The organism is Phytohalomonas tamaricis, from assembly GCF_003012345.1.
Taxonomy (GTDB): Bacteria; Pseudomonadota; Gammaproteobacteria; order Pseudomonadales; family Halomonadaceae; genus Phytohalomonas; species Phytohalomonas tamaricis.
The window spans coordinates 1-15,752 of sequence record NZ_PVRV01000013.1 but is presented as its reverse complement, the minus strand read 5'-3'; the positions used below and the strand labels follow the sequence as shown (position 1 = coordinate 15,752).

Annotated in this window: 15 protein-coding genes and 4 tRNA genes; 1 reads left to right on the top strand and 18 read right to left on the bottom strand. The window is 48.7% G+C overall.

What is annotated here, in order from left to right; translation table 11 throughout:
• Positions 1–238: 238 nt before the first annotated feature.
• From rplL to cyoA, 18 genes are all read right to left on the bottom strand, one after another.
• Positions 239–610: a 50S ribosomal protein L7/L12 gene (gene rplL / locus C3Z11_RS00250; protein WP_106475529.1), complete on the bottom strand. Its 372-nt coding sequence runs from the start codon at positions 608–610 to the stop codon at positions 239–241.
• 77 nt (positions 611–687) lie between these two features.
• Positions 688–1,194: a 50S ribosomal protein L10 gene (rplJ, locus tag C3Z11_RS00245; protein WP_106475528.1), complete on the bottom strand. Its 507-nt coding sequence runs from the start codon at positions 1,192–1,194 to the stop codon at positions 688–690.
• Between the two features lie 259 nt (positions 1,195–1,453).
• Complete coding sequence (gene rplA / locus C3Z11_RS00240) at positions 1,454–2,146, bottom strand: 50S ribosomal protein L1 (RefSeq protein ID WP_106475527.1); 693 nt, start codon at positions 2,144–2,146, stop codon at positions 1,454–1,456.
• A 1-nt stretch (position 2,147) separates the two neighbouring features.
• Complete coding sequence (rplK, locus tag C3Z11_RS00235; protein WP_106475526.1) at positions 2,148–2,579, bottom strand: 50S ribosomal protein L11; 432 nt, start codon at positions 2,577–2,579, stop codon at positions 2,148–2,150.
• A 79-nt stretch (positions 2,580–2,658) separates the two neighbouring features.
• Positions 2,659–3,192 (bottom strand): transcription termination/antitermination protein NusG, encoded by a 534-nt coding sequence (nusG, locus tag C3Z11_RS00230; RefSeq protein WP_106475525.1) that lies wholly within the window; start codon positions 3,190–3,192, stop codon positions 2,659–2,661.
• A gap of 8 nt (positions 3,193–3,200) precedes the next feature.
• Positions 3,201–3,569: a preprotein translocase subunit SecE gene (secE, locus tag C3Z11_RS00225; RefSeq protein WP_106475524.1), complete on the bottom strand. Its 369-nt coding sequence runs from the start codon at positions 3,567–3,569 to the stop codon at positions 3,201–3,203.
• 69 nt (positions 3,570–3,638) lie between these two features.
• A tRNA-Trp gene (locus C3Z11_RS00220) sits at positions 3,639–3,714 on the bottom strand.
• A 123-nt stretch (positions 3,715–3,837) separates the two neighbouring features.
• Positions 3,838–3,912 (bottom strand) — tRNA-Thr (locus C3Z11_RS00215).
• 6 nt (positions 3,913–3,918) lie between these two features.
• A tRNA-Gly gene (locus C3Z11_RS00210) sits at positions 3,919–3,992 on the bottom strand.
• 45 nt (positions 3,993–4,037) lie between these two features.
• A tRNA-Tyr gene (locus C3Z11_RS00205) sits at positions 4,038–4,121 on the bottom strand.
• A gap of 306 nt (positions 4,122–4,427) precedes the next feature.
• Positions 4,428–5,405, bottom strand: a complete 978-nt coding sequence (locus tag C3Z11_RS00200) for a biotin--[acetyl-CoA-carboxylase] ligase (RefSeq protein WP_106475523.1) — start codon at positions 5,403–5,405, stop codon at positions 4,428–4,430.
• Positions 5,406–5,594: 189 nt separating this feature from the next.
• The gene (gene cydB / locus C3Z11_RS00195) at positions 5,595–6,602 is read right to left on the bottom strand and encodes a cytochrome d ubiquinol oxidase subunit II (RefSeq protein WP_106475522.1); all 1,008 of its coding nucleotides are present in this window, start codon (positions 6,600–6,602) and stop codon (positions 5,595–5,597) included.
• A gap of 2 nt (positions 6,603–6,604) precedes the next feature.
• Complete coding sequence (locus tag C3Z11_RS00190; protein WP_106475521.1) at positions 6,605–8,020, bottom strand: cytochrome ubiquinol oxidase subunit I; 1,416 nt, start codon at positions 8,018–8,020, stop codon at positions 6,605–6,607.
• Positions 8,021–8,549: 529 nt separating this feature from the next.
• Positions 8,550–9,437 carry a heme o synthase gene (cyoE, locus tag C3Z11_RS00185; protein ID WP_106475520.1) on the bottom strand — a complete coding sequence of 296 codons (888 nt, stop codon included), beginning with the start codon at positions 9,435–9,437 and terminating at the stop codon, positions 8,550–8,552.
• A 13-nt stretch (positions 9,438–9,450) separates the two neighbouring features.
• A complete protein-coding gene (locus C3Z11_RS00180) occupies positions 9,451–9,786 on the bottom strand; it encodes a cytochrome o ubiquinol oxidase subunit IV (protein WP_106475519.1) in 336 nt (111 codons plus the stop codon).
• Positions 9,786–10,400 (bottom strand): cytochrome o ubiquinol oxidase subunit III, encoded by a 615-nt coding sequence (locus C3Z11_RS00175; protein ID WP_106475518.1) that lies wholly within the window; start codon positions 10,398–10,400, stop codon positions 9,786–9,788. Before C3Z11_RS00175 ends, C3Z11_RS00180 begins: the two co-directional genes overlap by 1 nt.
• A 3-nt stretch (positions 10,401–10,403) precedes the next feature.
• Positions 10,404–12,380, bottom strand: coding sequence for a cytochrome o ubiquinol oxidase subunit I (cyoB, locus tag C3Z11_RS00170; RefSeq protein ID WP_106475517.1), 1,977 nt, complete (start codon positions 12,378–12,380; stop codon positions 10,404–10,406).
• A gap of 3 nt (positions 12,381–12,383) precedes the next feature.
• Positions 12,384–13,262, bottom strand: a complete 879-nt coding sequence (gene cyoA / locus C3Z11_RS00165) for a ubiquinol oxidase subunit II (protein WP_106475516.1) — start codon at positions 13,260–13,262, stop codon at positions 12,384–12,386.
• Between the two features lie 680 nt (positions 13,263–13,942).
• On the opposite strand from cyoA, the gene C3Z11_RS00160 reads away from it, so the two are divergent.
• Positions 13,943–15,340 (top strand): MFS transporter, encoded by a 1,398-nt coding sequence (locus tag C3Z11_RS00160; RefSeq protein WP_106475515.1) that lies wholly within the window; start codon positions 13,943–13,945, stop codon positions 15,338–15,340.
• The last annotated feature ends 412 nt before the right edge of the window (positions 15,341–15,752 follow it).

Sequence of the window (15,752 nt, the reverse complement as noted above, 5' to 3'; positions counted from 1 at the left end):
ACCATGAGTGACCGGCGTGGTCGGCACGCCACAACGAGGAGAACGCCCCCGTCAGGCGTCAACGGCAAGCCTCAAAACAGAGACTCGCCGTTGAGATTTTCCGGACTACTTCGAAATGTTCAGCCTAATTCGATAAGCGGCTTTCGAACTGACCCGGTGCAACAGAAAAAGGCCGGCGGCGGAGGTCCGCCACCAGCCGTGGACGCTTACGCAGCGTATAGATAAGCAATCACTAGGATTACTTGAGCTCTACGCTAGCGCCAGCTTCTTCCAGTTTCTTCTTAGCTGCTTCAGCGTCGTCCTTGGACATCGCTTCCTTCAGCGTTGACGGCGCGCCGTCAACAGCACCCTTGGCTTCTTTCAAGCCGAGGCCGGTAATTTCACGGACAACCTTGATGACGTTGACCTTCTTCTCACCAGCAGCAGTCAGAACGAGATCAAATTCAGTCTGTTCTTCTGCAGCGGCTTCACCTGCGCCAGCAGGACCAGCAACGACTGCAGCAGCAGCAGAAACGCCGAACTTTTCTTCCATCGCAGAAACCAGCTCAGCGACTTCCATGACTGACATTTCCGCAACCGCGTCGATGATGTCTTCTTTGCTCAGTGCCATGATTACTTTCCTAAACTTTGCGGAGCAACAAGTGCTCGATCAAATAGTATTCGATTCGTGCTTGAAGGCAGTGAAGCTTATGCAGCAGCTTCTTCTTCCTTTTTGTCACGCAACGCAGCAAGTGTGCGAACCAGCTTGCCGGCAGAAGCTTCCTTCATGACCGACATCAGCTTGGCAAGCGCCTCTTCGTACGTCGGCAGAGTCGCCAGACGATCGATCTGTTCCGCTGGGATCAGCTCACCTTCGTAAGCCAGCGCCTTGACTTCGAAAGCCGCCTGCTGCTTAGCGAAATCCTTGAGCAGCCGCGCACCAGCGCCAGGATGCTCCATGGAGAAAGCCAACAGAGTCGGGCCAAAGAAGGCATCGTTCAGACACTCATAAGAAGTACCTGACAGGGCGCGACGTACCAGCGTGTTACGCACAACACGTAGCTGGACGCCATTCTCGCGGGCCTGCTTGCGCAAATCAGTCATTGCACTAACAGACACACCACGGGAATCGGCAACGACGATAGAGAGCGCAGCACCAGCGGTTTCGCTGACTTCAGCAACAATTGCTTTTTTGTCTTCGAGACCTATTGGCATATTTCACTCCTCCGTGCCGGGGCGCATCTTCATGATGAGATTGCCCCGTAGTTACCAACTCTCGCCACCTCAATACAGATAGCGAGTCTGGGTGATGGCGGGCACCAGAAGATCTGGCGGACCGCACCATCTGCGTAGGCGCTCGAACTCAGCGTCGAAACATTAAGCCCGGTTCTGACACCAGACACCTACGGTCTTTGACGGTGCCCCGCCCCATCAAGCACGGGGACCGCAAAGTTCTTGCAATAAGATTCAAATTTTAGACCAAGTAAGAATGGTCAATAGTCACACCCGGGCCCATCGTTGTGGACAGGGAGACCTTTTTCAGATACACGCCCTTAGACGTACTTGGCTTGAGCCTCTTGAGGTCATTAACCAATGCATCAAGGTTGACCTTAAGTGCATCAGCACTGAAATCGACCTTACCGATAGTAGCATGAATGATACCGTTCTTGTCGGTACGGAAACGCACCTGTCCCGCCTTGGCATTACGGACGGCAGTAGCGACATCAGGTGTCACAGTTCCGACTTTTGGGTTCGGCATCAGCCCACGCGGACCCAAAATCTGACCAAGCTGACCAACAACGCGCATTGCATCCGGAGAGGCAACAACAACGTCAAAATTCAGATTGCCTTTCTTGACCTCGTCGGCAAGATCTTCCATGCCCACGATTTCAGCACCAGCTTCACGTGCAGCGTCAGCATTTGCACCTTGAGCAAATACAGCCACACGAACGTCCTTACCAGTACCGTTAGGCATAACAGTAGCGCCACGCACAACCTGATCTGATTTGCGCGGATCTACGCCCAGGTTAACTGCTACTTCAACGGATTCTTTGAACTTAACGGAAGACAGCTCAGCCAGAAGTGACGTAGCCTCCTCAACGCTATACACCTTGGTCGGATCAACCTTGGCGCGAATCTGCTTCATACGCTTAGAAAGTTTTGCCATCTCAGAGACCCTCCACGTTCAGGCCCATACTACGAGCAGTACCCGCGATGGTACGCACAGCTGCATCAAGATTAGCAGCAGTCATATCGGGTTCTTTGGTCCGAGCAATCTCTTCTAACTGATCGCGAGTTACCGTACCCACCTTCTTCTTGTTCGGCTCACCAGAACCAGACTGAATACCAGCAGCTTTCTTGAGAAGAATGGCGGCAGGCGGCGTCTTGGTAACAAACGTAAAGCTGCGATCAGAATAAACTGTGATCACAACCGGTGTCGGCAGACCTGGTTCAATATCCTGCGTCGCCGCATTAAAGGCTTTACAGAATTCCATGATATTAACACCATGCTGACCCAGAGCCGGCCCAACGGGAGGACTTGGATTAGCTTTACCCGCTGCAACCTGCAGCTTGATATAAGCTTGTACCTTCTTTGCCATAATAATACTCCTAGTGGGTAATAGCGCCTTACGGCTCCCCGGAAAAGAAAGCGCAGCGCGCTTTCATATCATGTCACGCCTACTCTTTCTCGACTTGTGAAAACTCAAGTTCGACAGGCGTAGAACGACCAAAAATAAGAACGCTCACTTGTAGTCGGTTCTTTTCATAATTTACTTCTTCCACCACCCCGTTGAAGTCAGCGAATGGACCGTCGATAACACGAACAGTTTCACCAGCATCAAACATGGTTTTGGGGCGTGGCTTGTCACTACCATCCTGAACACGATGCAAAATAGCCTCAGCTTCGCGCTGCGTAATCGGCGCGGGCTTTTCAGGAGTACCACCGATAAATCCCATTACACGCGGGGTTTCATTGACAATATGCCAAGTGCGGTCGTTCATTTCCATCTCGACCAGAACATAGCCAGGGTAAAATTTGCGCTCACTCTTGCGGCGCTTACCCTCTCGCATTTCCACGACCTCTTCGGTCGGCACCAGGATTTCCCCGAATTCGTCTTCTATTTCGTAAAGTTTCACGCGCTCTTTTAATGAGCGCATGACTTGTTTTTCAAAACCAGAATAGGCATGAACGACGTACCAGCGCTTAGCCATGCAATCTCCTAACCAATGATGCCCGACATCAGCCAGCCGAGTAATGTGTCGATCAACCAAAGCACCAGCCCAACCAACGCCACTGCCGCCAGAACAATGGCAGTAGTCTGTACGGTTTCTTGCCGAGTTGGCCATACTACGCGCTGGATTTCCTTTCGGGCATTCTGTGCAAGCAAAGCCAGCTCTCGGCCTTTTGCCGTAGAAAGAGCGACAATAGCTGCCAGCACTCCAAGAATAACAACACCAAGCACACGGTACAGAAGCGCCTGATCAGAAAAATAGGAGTTACCAGCAACGGCCAATGCCACGAGAACGACAACGACCGTCCACTTAATACCGTCGTGGCGCGACTCTTGCACCTCGGCGTTATGTTTCATGGATAAGGGACTCCTCAGAGCATGGCTTTAATATAAGGAAACCAGAGAATCTGCCAGCCTGGGGAAGACTGGCAGGCCAGGAGGGAATCGAACCCCCAACCTGCGGTTTTGGAGACCGCTGCTCTGCCAATTGAGCTACTGGCCTGTAACGCTTTCGGACTGCCAAAAGAGCGGCGGCCATTTTAGCGAGCCATCCCACACTTAGCAACCCATACACGGGCATTTTCAAGCAAAAAAACAGGCGAACCAGTCGGCTCGCCTTTAACACTGGAGCTCATGGACGGAATTGAACCGTCGACCTCACCCTTACCAAGGGTGTGCTCTACCCCTGAGCTACATGAGCAAGCCATGGAGCGGGCAGCGGGAATCGAACCCGCACCATCAGCTTGGAAGGCTGAGGTTCTACCATTGAACTATGCCCGCTTACCAACTTTATGCCCACCGAAGTACAGCAGACATATTGAATTCTGGTGGAGGGGGAAGGATTCGAACCTTCGAAGCTTACGCGGCAGATTTACAGTCTGCTCCCTTTGGCCACTCGGGAACCCCTCCAATGTGGCGGCAAATTATACCACCCGAACAACAACTGTCAAGAACCAATTACCAACCACTTGTTCTCGCAGGTCTTTCCCAAGACGGAGCGCATTCTGTCAAAGCAGCATTAAGAATGCAAGCCCCACGCGAACTTGTTACAGAATATTAGTTCCAGACAACATAAGACTGGTAAAACAGATGTAATTGCACCGTCGCGAGACTGTGCAGATTACTTCTCGCGCCTCACCAGCGTGTGGCTGGCCAGTAGAATACTCAGGAGAAGCACCAATTTAAAAATCACAACTGCTTTAGTTACAAGCATCGTTAGCGGCCGCGTAAACTAACCTCACCACCGCTGAGTAATCTAAGTTGCCCCTCCTCACGAACACGTAGATTTCCGGCTTCATCGACATCTTCTGCAATTGCTTCGAAGTTTGTCCTCCCCTGCAGCACATTGACAGGCTGGCCTGCATGATAATGACGCGCATTCCATCTTTCGCGCCAAGGGCCAAACCCTTCTGTTTCAAACTTCGGCAACAGCGTGACTAGCGCTTCGATCAAACCTGCCGCCAGCGTATTTCTAGATATGCTCCTGTCGACATCATGTACTGCAGCTACTGGCTGCCCTACTGAGAGACGAAACTGCTCTGGTAGAGAGACATTAAGTCCTATACCAACCACCACTTGGCAGGGCCCTTCTATGTCTCCCCTTACCTCGATCAGAATCCCACCAAGCTTGTAGGCTTGACCGCTTTTTACTAACAGAAGGTCATTAGGCCATTTCAATTGAAGCTCTACGCCATGGGAAGCAAGAAGCTCCGCCACAACCACACCAATAGCCAAACTCAACCCTTCCAGCCTGCTAGCGCCGGACTCAAAACGCCACCCTAGGCTAAACGGGAGCGTACGCCCCCAAGCACCTATCCAGTTACGCCCGCGTCTGCCTCGACCATTAGTCTGCATTTCGGCAATACAGACCTCGCCATGACCTGCTCCATCGGAGAAACGGTCGAGCAGAAAAGTGTTGGTCGAAGATAATGTATCGTTAATGAACAAACGCACCAGCTGTTGCCGCGCAGCCAAGGGCAATGCTGCAACAATTTCGGCGCCGTCCAGCAACTCTAAAGCATCGGAAATGCAGTAGCCTTTGCCTCTAACTGCTTCAAGTGAAATGCCCAGCGTTTCAAGCTTCTTTAACTGTTTCCAGACAGCTGTTCGTGAAACACCTAACTGCTCACCTAGTTGTTCTCCAGAATGATAGTGCCCATCACTCAACAAGCAGATCAGATCGCGGATATTCATCGCACCGCCATGGTAAGAAAAGCATTCATTCTAGCGGAAACCAACTGCACTGGGGGAAGCGTGCAGCAAATAACCGTTGTGCCTGTAAAAGGCTTAACAACTAAAACAAAAAGGCGCCCCATTAGGGCGCCAGGAAAAGCATTACTACTGTTACCGCTACGGTAAAAGCAGCCGGTACCAGCTAAATCATTAATGATAACCTTCACCTTCACGCACCTTGCCTCGGAATATCCAGTAACTATAAGCCGTGTAAGCGAGCACGATCGGTAGCAAGATAGAATAGCCTACAAGCAAGAATATCTGACTGGAACGATGGGAAGAAGCATCCCATATAGTAATATCTGGTGGAATAAGAACGGGAAAGAAACTTATTACCAACCCAATTAGCCCCAGCAGGAAAAGCCCCACCACCTGAATAAAAATCAGTTTCTCATGCCGTTTGGCGATGCTGCGTATAATACTTAACGTCAATACAACAACGAGTATTGGCACTATAGATAGCCCAATTATGTTGGGGAAGTTAAACCATCGGTCCGCAATACGATCATTTGACAAGGGTGTCCAAATACTAATAATCAGCATTGCCAAGATAAGCAGCAATGTCAGCGGTCTCACTATGCGGTAGAAGCGCTTTTGCAAATTGCCTTCCGTTTTGACAACCAACCATGCCGCTCCTAACAACGCGTAGCCCACAAGCAATGCTATCCCGGTAAATAGGCCAAATATCGAGAACCAATCAAATGTGTTGCCTGCGTACTGACGATTTTCCACCTGAAAACCACCAATAATACCGCCAAGAACGACACCTTGAGCAAAGGTAGCCACGATCGCCCCGCCACTAAAAGCAAAATCAAACCATTTACGCGAGCGATTCGACTTAAAGCGGAACTCGAACGCGATTCCGCGAAAAATCAAAGCTAAGAGCATAAGAATCAATGGCAGATACATCGCTGGAAGAATAGTGGCGTAAGCCAGCGGAAATGCACCGTATAGTCCTGCCCCGCCGAGGATCATCCATGTTTGGTTACCATCCCACACTGGCGCGGCCGTATTCATCATAATGTCGCGATATTTTCCTTCTTTGACAAAAGGAAACAGGATACCAATACCAAGACTAAAGCCATCCAGAATGATGTACATCATGATCGCCAAACCAATCAAGGCAAACCAGACGACGGGTAAAATATCATTGCCCATGGCTACGCTCCCTTATGCTGTTCTTCGAGGCTGTCATCGGCAGCAGAGAATGGACGTTTTGGCTGGCGATCCTCGCCCGCTCCCCCAGCTGGCATATTTTCGGTCGGCTCATGCTTGATCAGTTTGAGGAAATAATACGTACCAATACCAAAGATGATCGCATAAACCACTATGAAACCGATCAAGCTTGCCGAGACACTGGAAGCATGAAGCGGTGATACAGCGTCATCTGTACGCATCAACCCATAGACAACCCAAGGCTGGCGCCCCCCTTCAGTAGTTACCCAGCCGGCCAACAATGCAATAAACCCAGCAGGCGATGCGATCAACGCTATCCGATGGAACCAGGCTTGATTATACAGCGTCTTCTTCCAGCGCAGGAACAGACTGACCAGACCAATCGCCAGCATTAGGAAACCAAGCCCGACCATGATACGGAACGACCAGAAAACGAGCGCCACATCGGGCCATTCCTCTTGCGGCCAGTCTGAAAGTCCTTGAATCTGCCCGTCCCAGGTATGTGTCAAGATCACACTGCTGGCATGTGGGATTGCAACCTCAAAACGGTTACGCTCATTTTCCTTATCTGGCAGACCAAAAAGTACAAGTGGCATGCCCTCCTCGCTGGGGCCATTCTCCCAATGCCCTTCCATTGCAGCAACTTTGGCAGGCTGATGTTCTAGCGTATTCAGACCATGAGCATCTCCCGCGATGATCTGAATAGGAAGCGCAACGACAATTATCCACATTGCCATTGAAAACATTCGCCGCGCAGCAGGGTCTTCGCGATTTCGCAGTAAATGATAAGCACCACCCCCTGCGACAGCAAACCCGACGGAAATGAACGCGGCCAATACCATGTGTACCAAGCGGTACGGAAAGGAGGGGTTAAACATAATGTGCAGCCAGTTAGCTGGCTCAAAACGCCCACCGACTACTTCATAGCCTGATGGCGTCTGCATGAAACTGTTGGACATCAATATCCATGTCGCGGAAATCAACGTACCTACTGCCACCATGCATGTCGCTATAAAATGAAGGCGTCTACCTACTTTCTTCTCGCCAAACAGCATGATACCCAGAAAACCGGCTTCCAGGAAAAATGCTGTTAAAACTTCATAAGTTAACAGGACACCTGTAATATCGCCGGCCCGCTCGGCAAAACCACTCCAATTGGTGCCGAACTCATAGGCCATAACCACACCTGATACCACACCGAGCCCGAAGACTACGGCAAAGATGCGCACCCAAAAGCGATAGATATTGTGATATATCTCATTACCTGTTTTAAGCCACAGTGCCTCCGTAGCCATTAAGAAACTGGCCAGACCTATGGAAAAAGCAGGGAAGATGATATGAAACGATACGGTAAAGGCGAATTGAAATCGCGCTAGGTCTAGAGCATCGAACCCCAGCATTGGAAGTTATCTCCTAGTGACGGTCGCGGCGTTGGCTGATACGTCAACGGTTGGTCAGCAACTTAAGGCAAATTCCTTATCAAAGAAATGCATTGCGGCAACATGTCGCAGCGCCTTTCTTGGCTTAAGCTTAATATTTTCAAGGCAACGTTACGCTTGCAAATCTCTTGAAAGCCTTCTCAGCGTAGCTACTGACTACTACTCCGGCAAAGATATCTCGCTATAAGTGCCGCAATGTCCCGTCATCGCCGTGGAGATAGGATAAAGACAGAGGAACCTGAAAATGCACACCCTCTACCTAGAAAATTGATGATTAACAAACGCACAAATAATCATCTGTAGAACAGATAACGAAGTTAATACTCGCTGGAAACGCTATCTCTGACTTCAAGAGAAAAACGTTGTTTACGTAGAGGCTGGTTATTTACGGTCAGCGTGAATATGGGAACTCCACACCTATGCGCAGGAACAAAAAGCAGCCGAATAAACACTCAGCTGCCTTTACTGCCACAATGCCTTTAGTTATTTATTAATAAATATAGGTAAGAAGTGACTCAGAGGCAGACGCCTTGAAATCCAGAGACATCATTATACTTAGCGTTGTCACAATCAGAATGGAGAAGGCAAATAGCTTCCTAGCCCAGATGCGATCATCCACCGCTTTATATCCCAACAGAGCCATTCGTAACCAATAGATACTCATTACTGCCGCCACGACAAGATAGCTATAGCCTGTATAACCCACCACAGTAAGCATCAAAGTTGCAATCGTGAATGCCACAATATAGATAATGATATGGTTTTTTGCGACGAGGATGCCCCGCTTTACGGGGAGCACAGGGATAGATGCCGCCGAGTAGTCATTCCATCGAAAAATGGCAATCGCATAGGAATGTGGCATCTGCCAAAGGCTGAAAATCAACAGCAAAATGAGTGCACCCATATCGAATTGATTACTGACTGCGCAGTAGCCAATAACTGGCGGAGACGCTCCCGATAAGCTGCCGACTAAAGTGCCGTAGACTGAATGCCGTTTTAAATAGAGGCTATATAAAACTACATAAATGATAAAACCTATAAAAGCGAAGCTAAGCGCTACCATATTCGTTGCTACATAGAGCAACAGAAAGCCCAATAAGCCAAGCAAACATGCATAGATAATCGTGACTCGAGGCGAAATAAGCCCTGTTACCGAAGCACGATTTTTTGTTCGCTCCATCTTTTTGTCGATATCGCGATCAATATAATTATTGAAGACACACCCTGATGCGATGACCAGAGACACTCCGACAATCGTTGCTAAAAGAAGGGCTAAATCGATGCTTCCTTTAGAAGCAAGGAGAAAGCCCCCAATAGTAGAAACCAAATTGCCAAAAATGATGCCTGGCTTTGTGAGGAGTATATATTTCTTGAGCATCAAATCAGGGTTCTCAATGCCCCATCATCACATTGTGATTGAGATGGAACATGACCCACAGCGAGCCGAGAACCAAAATAGCAACGATAATCACTGTAAAGATAAGCGATATCAGATTCCATCCTTCTTCTGAAGTACGGTTCATATGCAGGAAGTACACTAACTGCACAAAAATCTGTACCACAGCCAGCACCAAGATACTGACCAGGAGAACAGGCTTGGAGAACGCTGACGTCATTACCATCCAGAAGGGAATAACCGTCAGAATTACAGAGAGAATGAATCCAACAATATAGGATTTCAGGCTACCGTGACCCGGCTCCGTGCCCCCAGTTTGTCCGATTTTCATTACATTACTCCCATCAGATAAACAATGGTAAACACGCAGATCCAGATAACATCTAAGAAGTGCCAGAACAAGCTCAAGCACATAAGCCGCGTATTGTTGGTGGCCGTCAAGCCTTTAGTCATTACCTGAACCATCAATACGATCATCCAGATCAGACCTAGAGTAACGTGCAGACCATGCGTCCCAACGAGGGTAAAGAACGCAGACAAGAAAGCACTACGGTCAGGACCTGCGCCTTCAACAATCAGATGATGGAATTCATATATCTCCATCCCGATGAAGCCAGCACCAAGCAGAAAAGTTGCCACAAGCCAAGTTAATACCTGGCTTTTGTTGCCTTTGTTAAGGGCCAGCATTGCCAGCCCATAGGTAAAACTACTGATCAATAGCAAAAAGGTTTCGACGAGCACAAAAGGCAACTCGAAGAGTTCTTCGCCTGTTGGACCACCGGCAAAACTATTAGATAGAACTGCATATGTTGCGAAAATGGTCGCAAACAAAACGCAGTCTGTCATCAAGTAAACCCAGAAACCAAATACCGTATTGGACCCGGACTCGTGATGCTCATGCTCCTCAGCATGAGCGGCATGGTTACTCATAACTTCACTCGACATGGTTCACGCCTGATTAGTCATTTTCTGAAAATGCTGATTTTCGATCCGCTCAACTTCTTCAGCGGGAACGTAGTAATCAATATCATCGTTACAGGTGCGAACAATGAATGTGACGAAGATACCAATCACGCTCACTATCGCAAGCCACCAGATATGCCAGATCAGGGCAAAGCCAAGCGTTAAGCTGAAAGCACTGATGATCAACCCTGCCGGTGTATTCTTGGGCATGTGGATCGGTTTGTACTGGGTAGGCTTCTTATGGTCTATCCCCTTTTCTTTCATATCCCAAAAAGCATCCCGTTCCTTAACAACAGGCGTCTCAGCGAAATTATAAAAAGGAGGCGGAGAAGAAGTTGCCCACTCAAGCGTACGACCACCCCAAGGATCACCCGTCAGATCAAGGTTCTGCTTACGGTTTTTGACGCTCACAAACAACTGCAATAGCTGGAATGCAATCCCGCACAGGATGATGAACACACCTATCTCAGCAATCACAAACATTGGAATCCAATCAGGATTGTTAGTATGTGAAAGGCGACGTGTCATTCCCATGAAGCCAAGAGCATAAAGCGGTATGAATGTGGTAAAGAAGCCCACAATCCAGCACCAGAATGAACATTTGCCCAGCTTTTCATTTAGCTTGAAGCCAAATGCTTTCGGGAACCAATAGTTCAGACCAGCAATATATCCAAATACAACACCACCAATAATCACGTTATGGAAGTGAGCGATCAGGAACAGACTGTTATGTAACACGTAATCGGCACCTGGCACGGCCAACAAAACACCGGTCATACCGCCAATTGAGAATGTAACTAAAAAGCCCAGTGTCCACAGCATAGGAGTACTGAACTCTATGCGCCCCTGATAAAGAGTGAAAAGCCAATTGAAAATCTTCACGCCGGTAGGCACGGCAATGATCATCGTCGTAATACCGAAGAAGGCATTAACATTGGCGCCAGACCCCATCGTGAAGAAGTGGTGCAGCCATACGATGAAGGACAAAATCGTGATCGCTACCGTTGCATATACCAAGGAGGTATAACCAAAGAGGCGCTTCTTTGAGAACGTAGCGACAACCTCTGAAAATATTCCGAAGGCAGGCAGAATCAGAATGTAGACTTCTGGATGGCCCCACGCCCAGATGAGATTGACGTACATCATCTGGTTACCGCCCATATCATTAGTAAAGAAATGGGTACCCAGATAACGATCCAGCGTCAGCAAAGCAACTGTTGCTGTCAGAATCGGGAAAGAGGCAAGAATCAATACGTTGGTGCACAGAGCGGTCCAAGTAAAGACAGGCATCTTCATCAGGGTCATGCCCGGCGCGCGCATTTTCAGGATAGTGACGAAGAAGTTAACGCCTGTTAGCAGGGTGCCTATCCCTGATATTTGTAGACTCCATATCCAATAGTCGACCCCGACCCCTGGACTGTACTGGATACCGGATAATGGCGGATAAGCCAACCAACCAGTCTGAGCGAACTCACCTACTGCGAGGGAAATATTGATCAGGAGTGCCCCGACCGCAAAAAGCCAAAAGCTAAGTGAGTTCAGGAACGGAAATGCAACATCGCGAGCGCCAATTTGTAATGGCACCGCAATATTCATCAAGCCCACCATAAATGGCATCGCCATGAAGAAAATCATGATGACACCATGAGCGGTGAAAATTTGATCGTAGTGGTGCGGAGGAAGGACCCCTTCAGAGCCACTGGTCGCGATGAGCTGCTGTGAGCGCATCATGAATGCGTCAGCGAACCCGCGAAGCAGCATCACAAGGGCGACAATGATGTACATGATGCCGATTTTCTTGTGGTCAACGGAGGTTAACCATTCTTTCCACAAGTAGGTCCATTTCCGGAAATAGAATAACGCAGCGACCAATACCAAGCCGCCTAGAATCATAGCACCCACAGCACCTACGATAATGGGCTCATGATACGGTATATCTGAAAGAGTTAATTTCCCGAACATTTTTTACTCCCCGGTACCAGCCATGCCCATACTCTTGGCAAACTTATCGATAATATTCTGGAACAGATGCGGCTCAACCGAAGAGAAGTACTCGACTGGATTCTTCTGACTCGGCTCGGCTACCTTTTCGAACTCATTACGCCCCAGTGTTTCTGATGAGGCCTTGACCTTATTCACCCATTCATCGAATTCTTGTGGAGAATTCATTGCAAGCGCTGTGAACGTCATGTCAGAGAAGCCATGGCCACTATAGTTTGCTGACATACCGCCATAAGTGCCTGCTTCATTTGCCATGAGATGAACACTATTCTGCATGCCCGCCATGGCATATATCTGACTGCCTAACTGTGGGATAAAGAACGAGTTCATGACTGAATTCGATGTCACCTGAAAATTCACGGGAACATCTTTTGGGAAGGCGATCTGATTAATAGTTGCAATACCTTGATCGGGATAAATGAACAACCATTTCCAATCAAGAGCAACAACTTGAATATTGATAGGGGCCACATCTGAGTCAATAGGCTTGTGCGGATCCAAAGCATGAGTGCTCTTCCACGTCAACGTCGCCAGGGCCACAATGATGAGACAAGGAATACCCCAAACCACGGCCTCAACCTTATTGGAATGCGACCAATTGGGAGAATATTTAGCCTGCTTGTTAGACGCTCGATACTTCCAAGCAAATATTAATGTCATTAAAATTGCAGGAATAACAACGATTAACATCAACCAAGTCGATGTCAATATAAGGTATTTCTGCTCTGCGCCCACTTGCCCTTTGGAGTTCATGAGAACCATACTGTCGCAACCACTCAACAACAAGACAGTGGCGCACAAGGCTAGCTTTTTAACACACCCTAGGTAGTTCTTTTGTCTCATCTTACGCTCTCTTGAACGACCTGCTTGATCAATCCGTTTTACTAAAGCTCGGAATGTATACTTTCGAAACAGGATGTTCAATAAAAGTTATCCTGTTTTGGTTACCCAAAAGCTCTCTCAATATCACTCAGCATGGACTACATAGGTAATGAGTTTCACTCATAAGACCCATATTGGCACTCCAGTTATTATTTAGTACCGGGAGAGTGCTTGGAGGAATATCTTAGGGTTGCTGAAAAGATTTGCGCGGATCGCACTGGAGAGACACTTCAAAGCAACAATACGGCCTGACAAGAATAGATGTAGCCGCGGCTGCATATTGTTTGTTTTTTCACTAAGGGGCTGCAAGCAGCAATTGGCTTTATCTTGTTATACTTTAGTCTAAACCAATGTAATAAACAAGCCATTGGAAGATCAGCTACTACTCAATGTTACTCTGTCCATCTGCTACTCACATTCGCGAAAGCCTTCACCTTCACTACGGAAACTTACTATTTATAATTACTACATCACTATCAACCTGAAACAAATGCCAGTTTTGCCCCGTTCTACAGCACATCATCTCCCTAAACAAGCAACAAAATACCGCATCGCTTTTCACAGCCGGAACGAACCAGTAGAATCACTTAGACCACATACCGTCATTTTCCTTCTGCAATCGACCTCATCGATGCGACTCAATGAAACTCTCTCTACTGTTAGCCACTGAACGCCGAGCCATCTCGGGTCTAGCTCTTCTCTATGCCTTTCGGATGTTGGGGCTATTTATGGTGTTACCGGTCCTTTCGCTGTACGCCGGTCACCTCGAATATGCAACACCCGCACTAATCGGCATTGCTCTTGGCGGTTACGGGCTCACCCAAGCACTATTACAGATTCCTTTTGGCCTACTGTCTGATCGCATAGGACGCAAAGTCGTTATTGCCGGTGGGCTACTATTATTCCTGATCGGCAGTATTGTCGCAGCCGAAGCAACCACAATATATGGCGTTATCGCCGGACGTTGTTTACAGGGCAGTGGCGCTATAGCAGGCGCAATCATGGCCCTGCTTGCAGACCGTACCAGGGAAGAGGTCCGTACCACCGCAATGGCAACCATTGGCATGAGCATTGGCATCGCCTTTGCCATTGCGATGGTTGTTGGACCGCTCATCGCCCATACGCTTGGTCTCGCTGGGGTCTTTTGGGCAACCGCAGCCTTAGCCATGATTGGCTTGCTCGTACTGTGGCGATTCGTCCCTGCTGCGCCCTTACGGCGCCATCGCGATGTGGGACTCAATCGTGAGCAGCTCCGCACTACGCTTGTGCATCCAAATCTGCTACGCCTGGATTTCTCTATTCTGTCATTACACATGCTTCTAACCGCATGTTTCGTCGCTGTTCCCGTTAAACTTGTCGCGCTAGGTATTGCGCCAGAAGATCATGGCTGGGTCTACTTGGCAGTTATGGGATGTGGCTTCGTAACAATGATTCCCATGATTATTGCTGCCGAAAAGTACCGTCATATGAAAATGATATTTACGGCTACTGTCGGTACATTAGCTGTCATATTATTCTCGATGAGCCTGCTGCCTTCAAATAGCTGGATGCTGGTAATTCTATTAGGGCTCTTTTTTGTAGCTTTCAACTTTCTAGAAGCAACTTTGCCCTCAATGATCAGCAAGCTTGCTCCTGCGGGCGCTAAAGGAACTGCCATGAGCATCTACTCAACCAGCCAGTTTCTCGGTGCCTCGATTGGTGGAGCTGGTGGAGGAATGATCGCGGGCTTTTATGGCGAGAATGCCGTTTTCCTTTTTGCCTCCTGTATAGCCCTATTGTGGCTACTGGTCATTTGGCGAATGCCTGCCCCACGCCATCTTTCAAGCGAAATTATCGCATTAAATGAAGACGCCATTAAGACAAGTGATGTCTTAGTTGAACGCTTTGCAGCCATTGCTGGTGTTGAAGATGTTCTGATAGTGCCTGAAGAGCGTGTAGCCTACCTTAAGGTTGATCGCACGCTACTTGATACTGAAGCATTGGCTCAGATCACTGAGCGGAAAGGCATGGCTATGTCCGCTCCATCAACTTCATTCTAAGGTGACCTGCCTTTCTTTTTATAATCAAAGCCTGATGCAGCCTTGATGATCGGTAAAGAGCGCTTGGCTGGATGTATTATTGGCATGTTTCAGATGTGATTGGCCGTCAAGGAGGCTTATGCTTGGCACAAGCGCTTGCTTCCAAAAGAGCCCGGCATAACCAGACTGACAAATGGACTGTCTTGTTGCCAACTTGGCGAGCCCTTTTCATCAGCCCCTTGTCGTGCACACCTTGCCCCTACCGGCTCGAATCGCGCCTGATGAGACTACATGCGGATAACCACACCCACGCCTGCCGCGATGGCGGGCTTTTTTTATGTGGGCGTGTTCGGGAGTCGGGCTGCGGCGGGCAACGCCGTCAGGCGGGGCCGGGGGGCGGGCAGGATCAAGATCCTACGTGGCGAGCATAAAA

What these genes read in the sequence shown, in the direction of transcription:
- cydB (WP_106475522.1), bottom strand. Translation starts at nt 6,602, where the DNA reads ATGGGCAATGATATTTTACCCGTCGTCTGGTTTGCCTTGATTGGTTTG.
- C3Z11_RS00200 (WP_106475523.1), bottom strand. Translation starts at nt 5,405, where the DNA reads ATGAATATCCGCGATCTGATCTGCTTGTTGAGTGATGGGCACTATCAT.
- C3Z11_RS00160 (WP_106475515.1), top strand. Translation starts at nt 13,943, where the DNA reads ATGAAACTCTCTCTACTGTTAGCCACTGAACGCCGAGCCATCTCGGGT.
- nusG (WP_106475525.1), bottom strand. Translation starts at nt 3,192, where the DNA reads ATGGCTAAGCGCTGGTACGTCGTTCATGCCTATTCTGGTTTTGAAAAA.
- rplK (WP_106475526.1), bottom strand. Translation starts at nt 2,579, where the DNA reads ATGGCAAAGAAGGTACAAGCTTATATCAAGCTGCAGGTTGCAGCGGGT.
- secE (WP_106475524.1), bottom strand. Translation starts at nt 3,569, where the DNA reads ATGAAACATAACGCCGAGGTGCAAGAGTCGCGCCACGACGGTATTAAG.
- cyoE (WP_106475520.1), bottom strand. Translation starts at nt 9,437, where the DNA reads ATGCTCAAGAAATATATACTCCTCACAAAGCCAGGCATCATTTTTGGC.
- C3Z11_RS00190 (WP_106475521.1), bottom strand. Translation starts at nt 8,020, where the DNA reads ATGCTGGGGTTCGATGCTCTAGACCTAGCGCGATTTCAATTCGCCTTT.
- cyoA (WP_106475516.1), bottom strand. Translation starts at nt 13,262, where the DNA reads ATGAGACAAAAGAACTACCTAGGGTGTGTTAAAAAGCTAGCCTTGTGC.
- C3Z11_RS00180 (WP_106475519.1), bottom strand. Translation starts at nt 9,786, where the DNA reads ATGAAAATCGGACAAACTGGGGGCACGGAGCCGGGTCACGGTAGCCTG.
- cyoB (WP_106475517.1), bottom strand. Translation starts at nt 12,380, where the DNA reads ATGTTCGGGAAATTAACTCTTTCAGATATACCGTATCATGAGCCCATT.
- rplJ (WP_106475528.1), bottom strand. Translation starts at nt 1,194, where the DNA reads ATGCCAATAGGTCTCGAAGACAAAAAAGCAATTGTTGCTGAAGTCAGC.
- C3Z11_RS00175 (WP_106475518.1), bottom strand. Translation starts at nt 10,400, where the DNA reads ATGTCGAGTGAAGTTATGAGTAACCATGCCGCTCATGCTGAGGAGCAT.
- rplL (WP_106475529.1), bottom strand. Translation starts at nt 610, where the DNA reads ATGGCACTGAGCAAAGAAGACATCATCGACGCGGTTGCGGAAATGTCA.
- rplA (WP_106475527.1), bottom strand. Translation starts at nt 2,146, where the DNA reads ATGGCAAAACTTTCTAAGCGTATGAAGCAGATTCGCGCCAAGGTTGAT.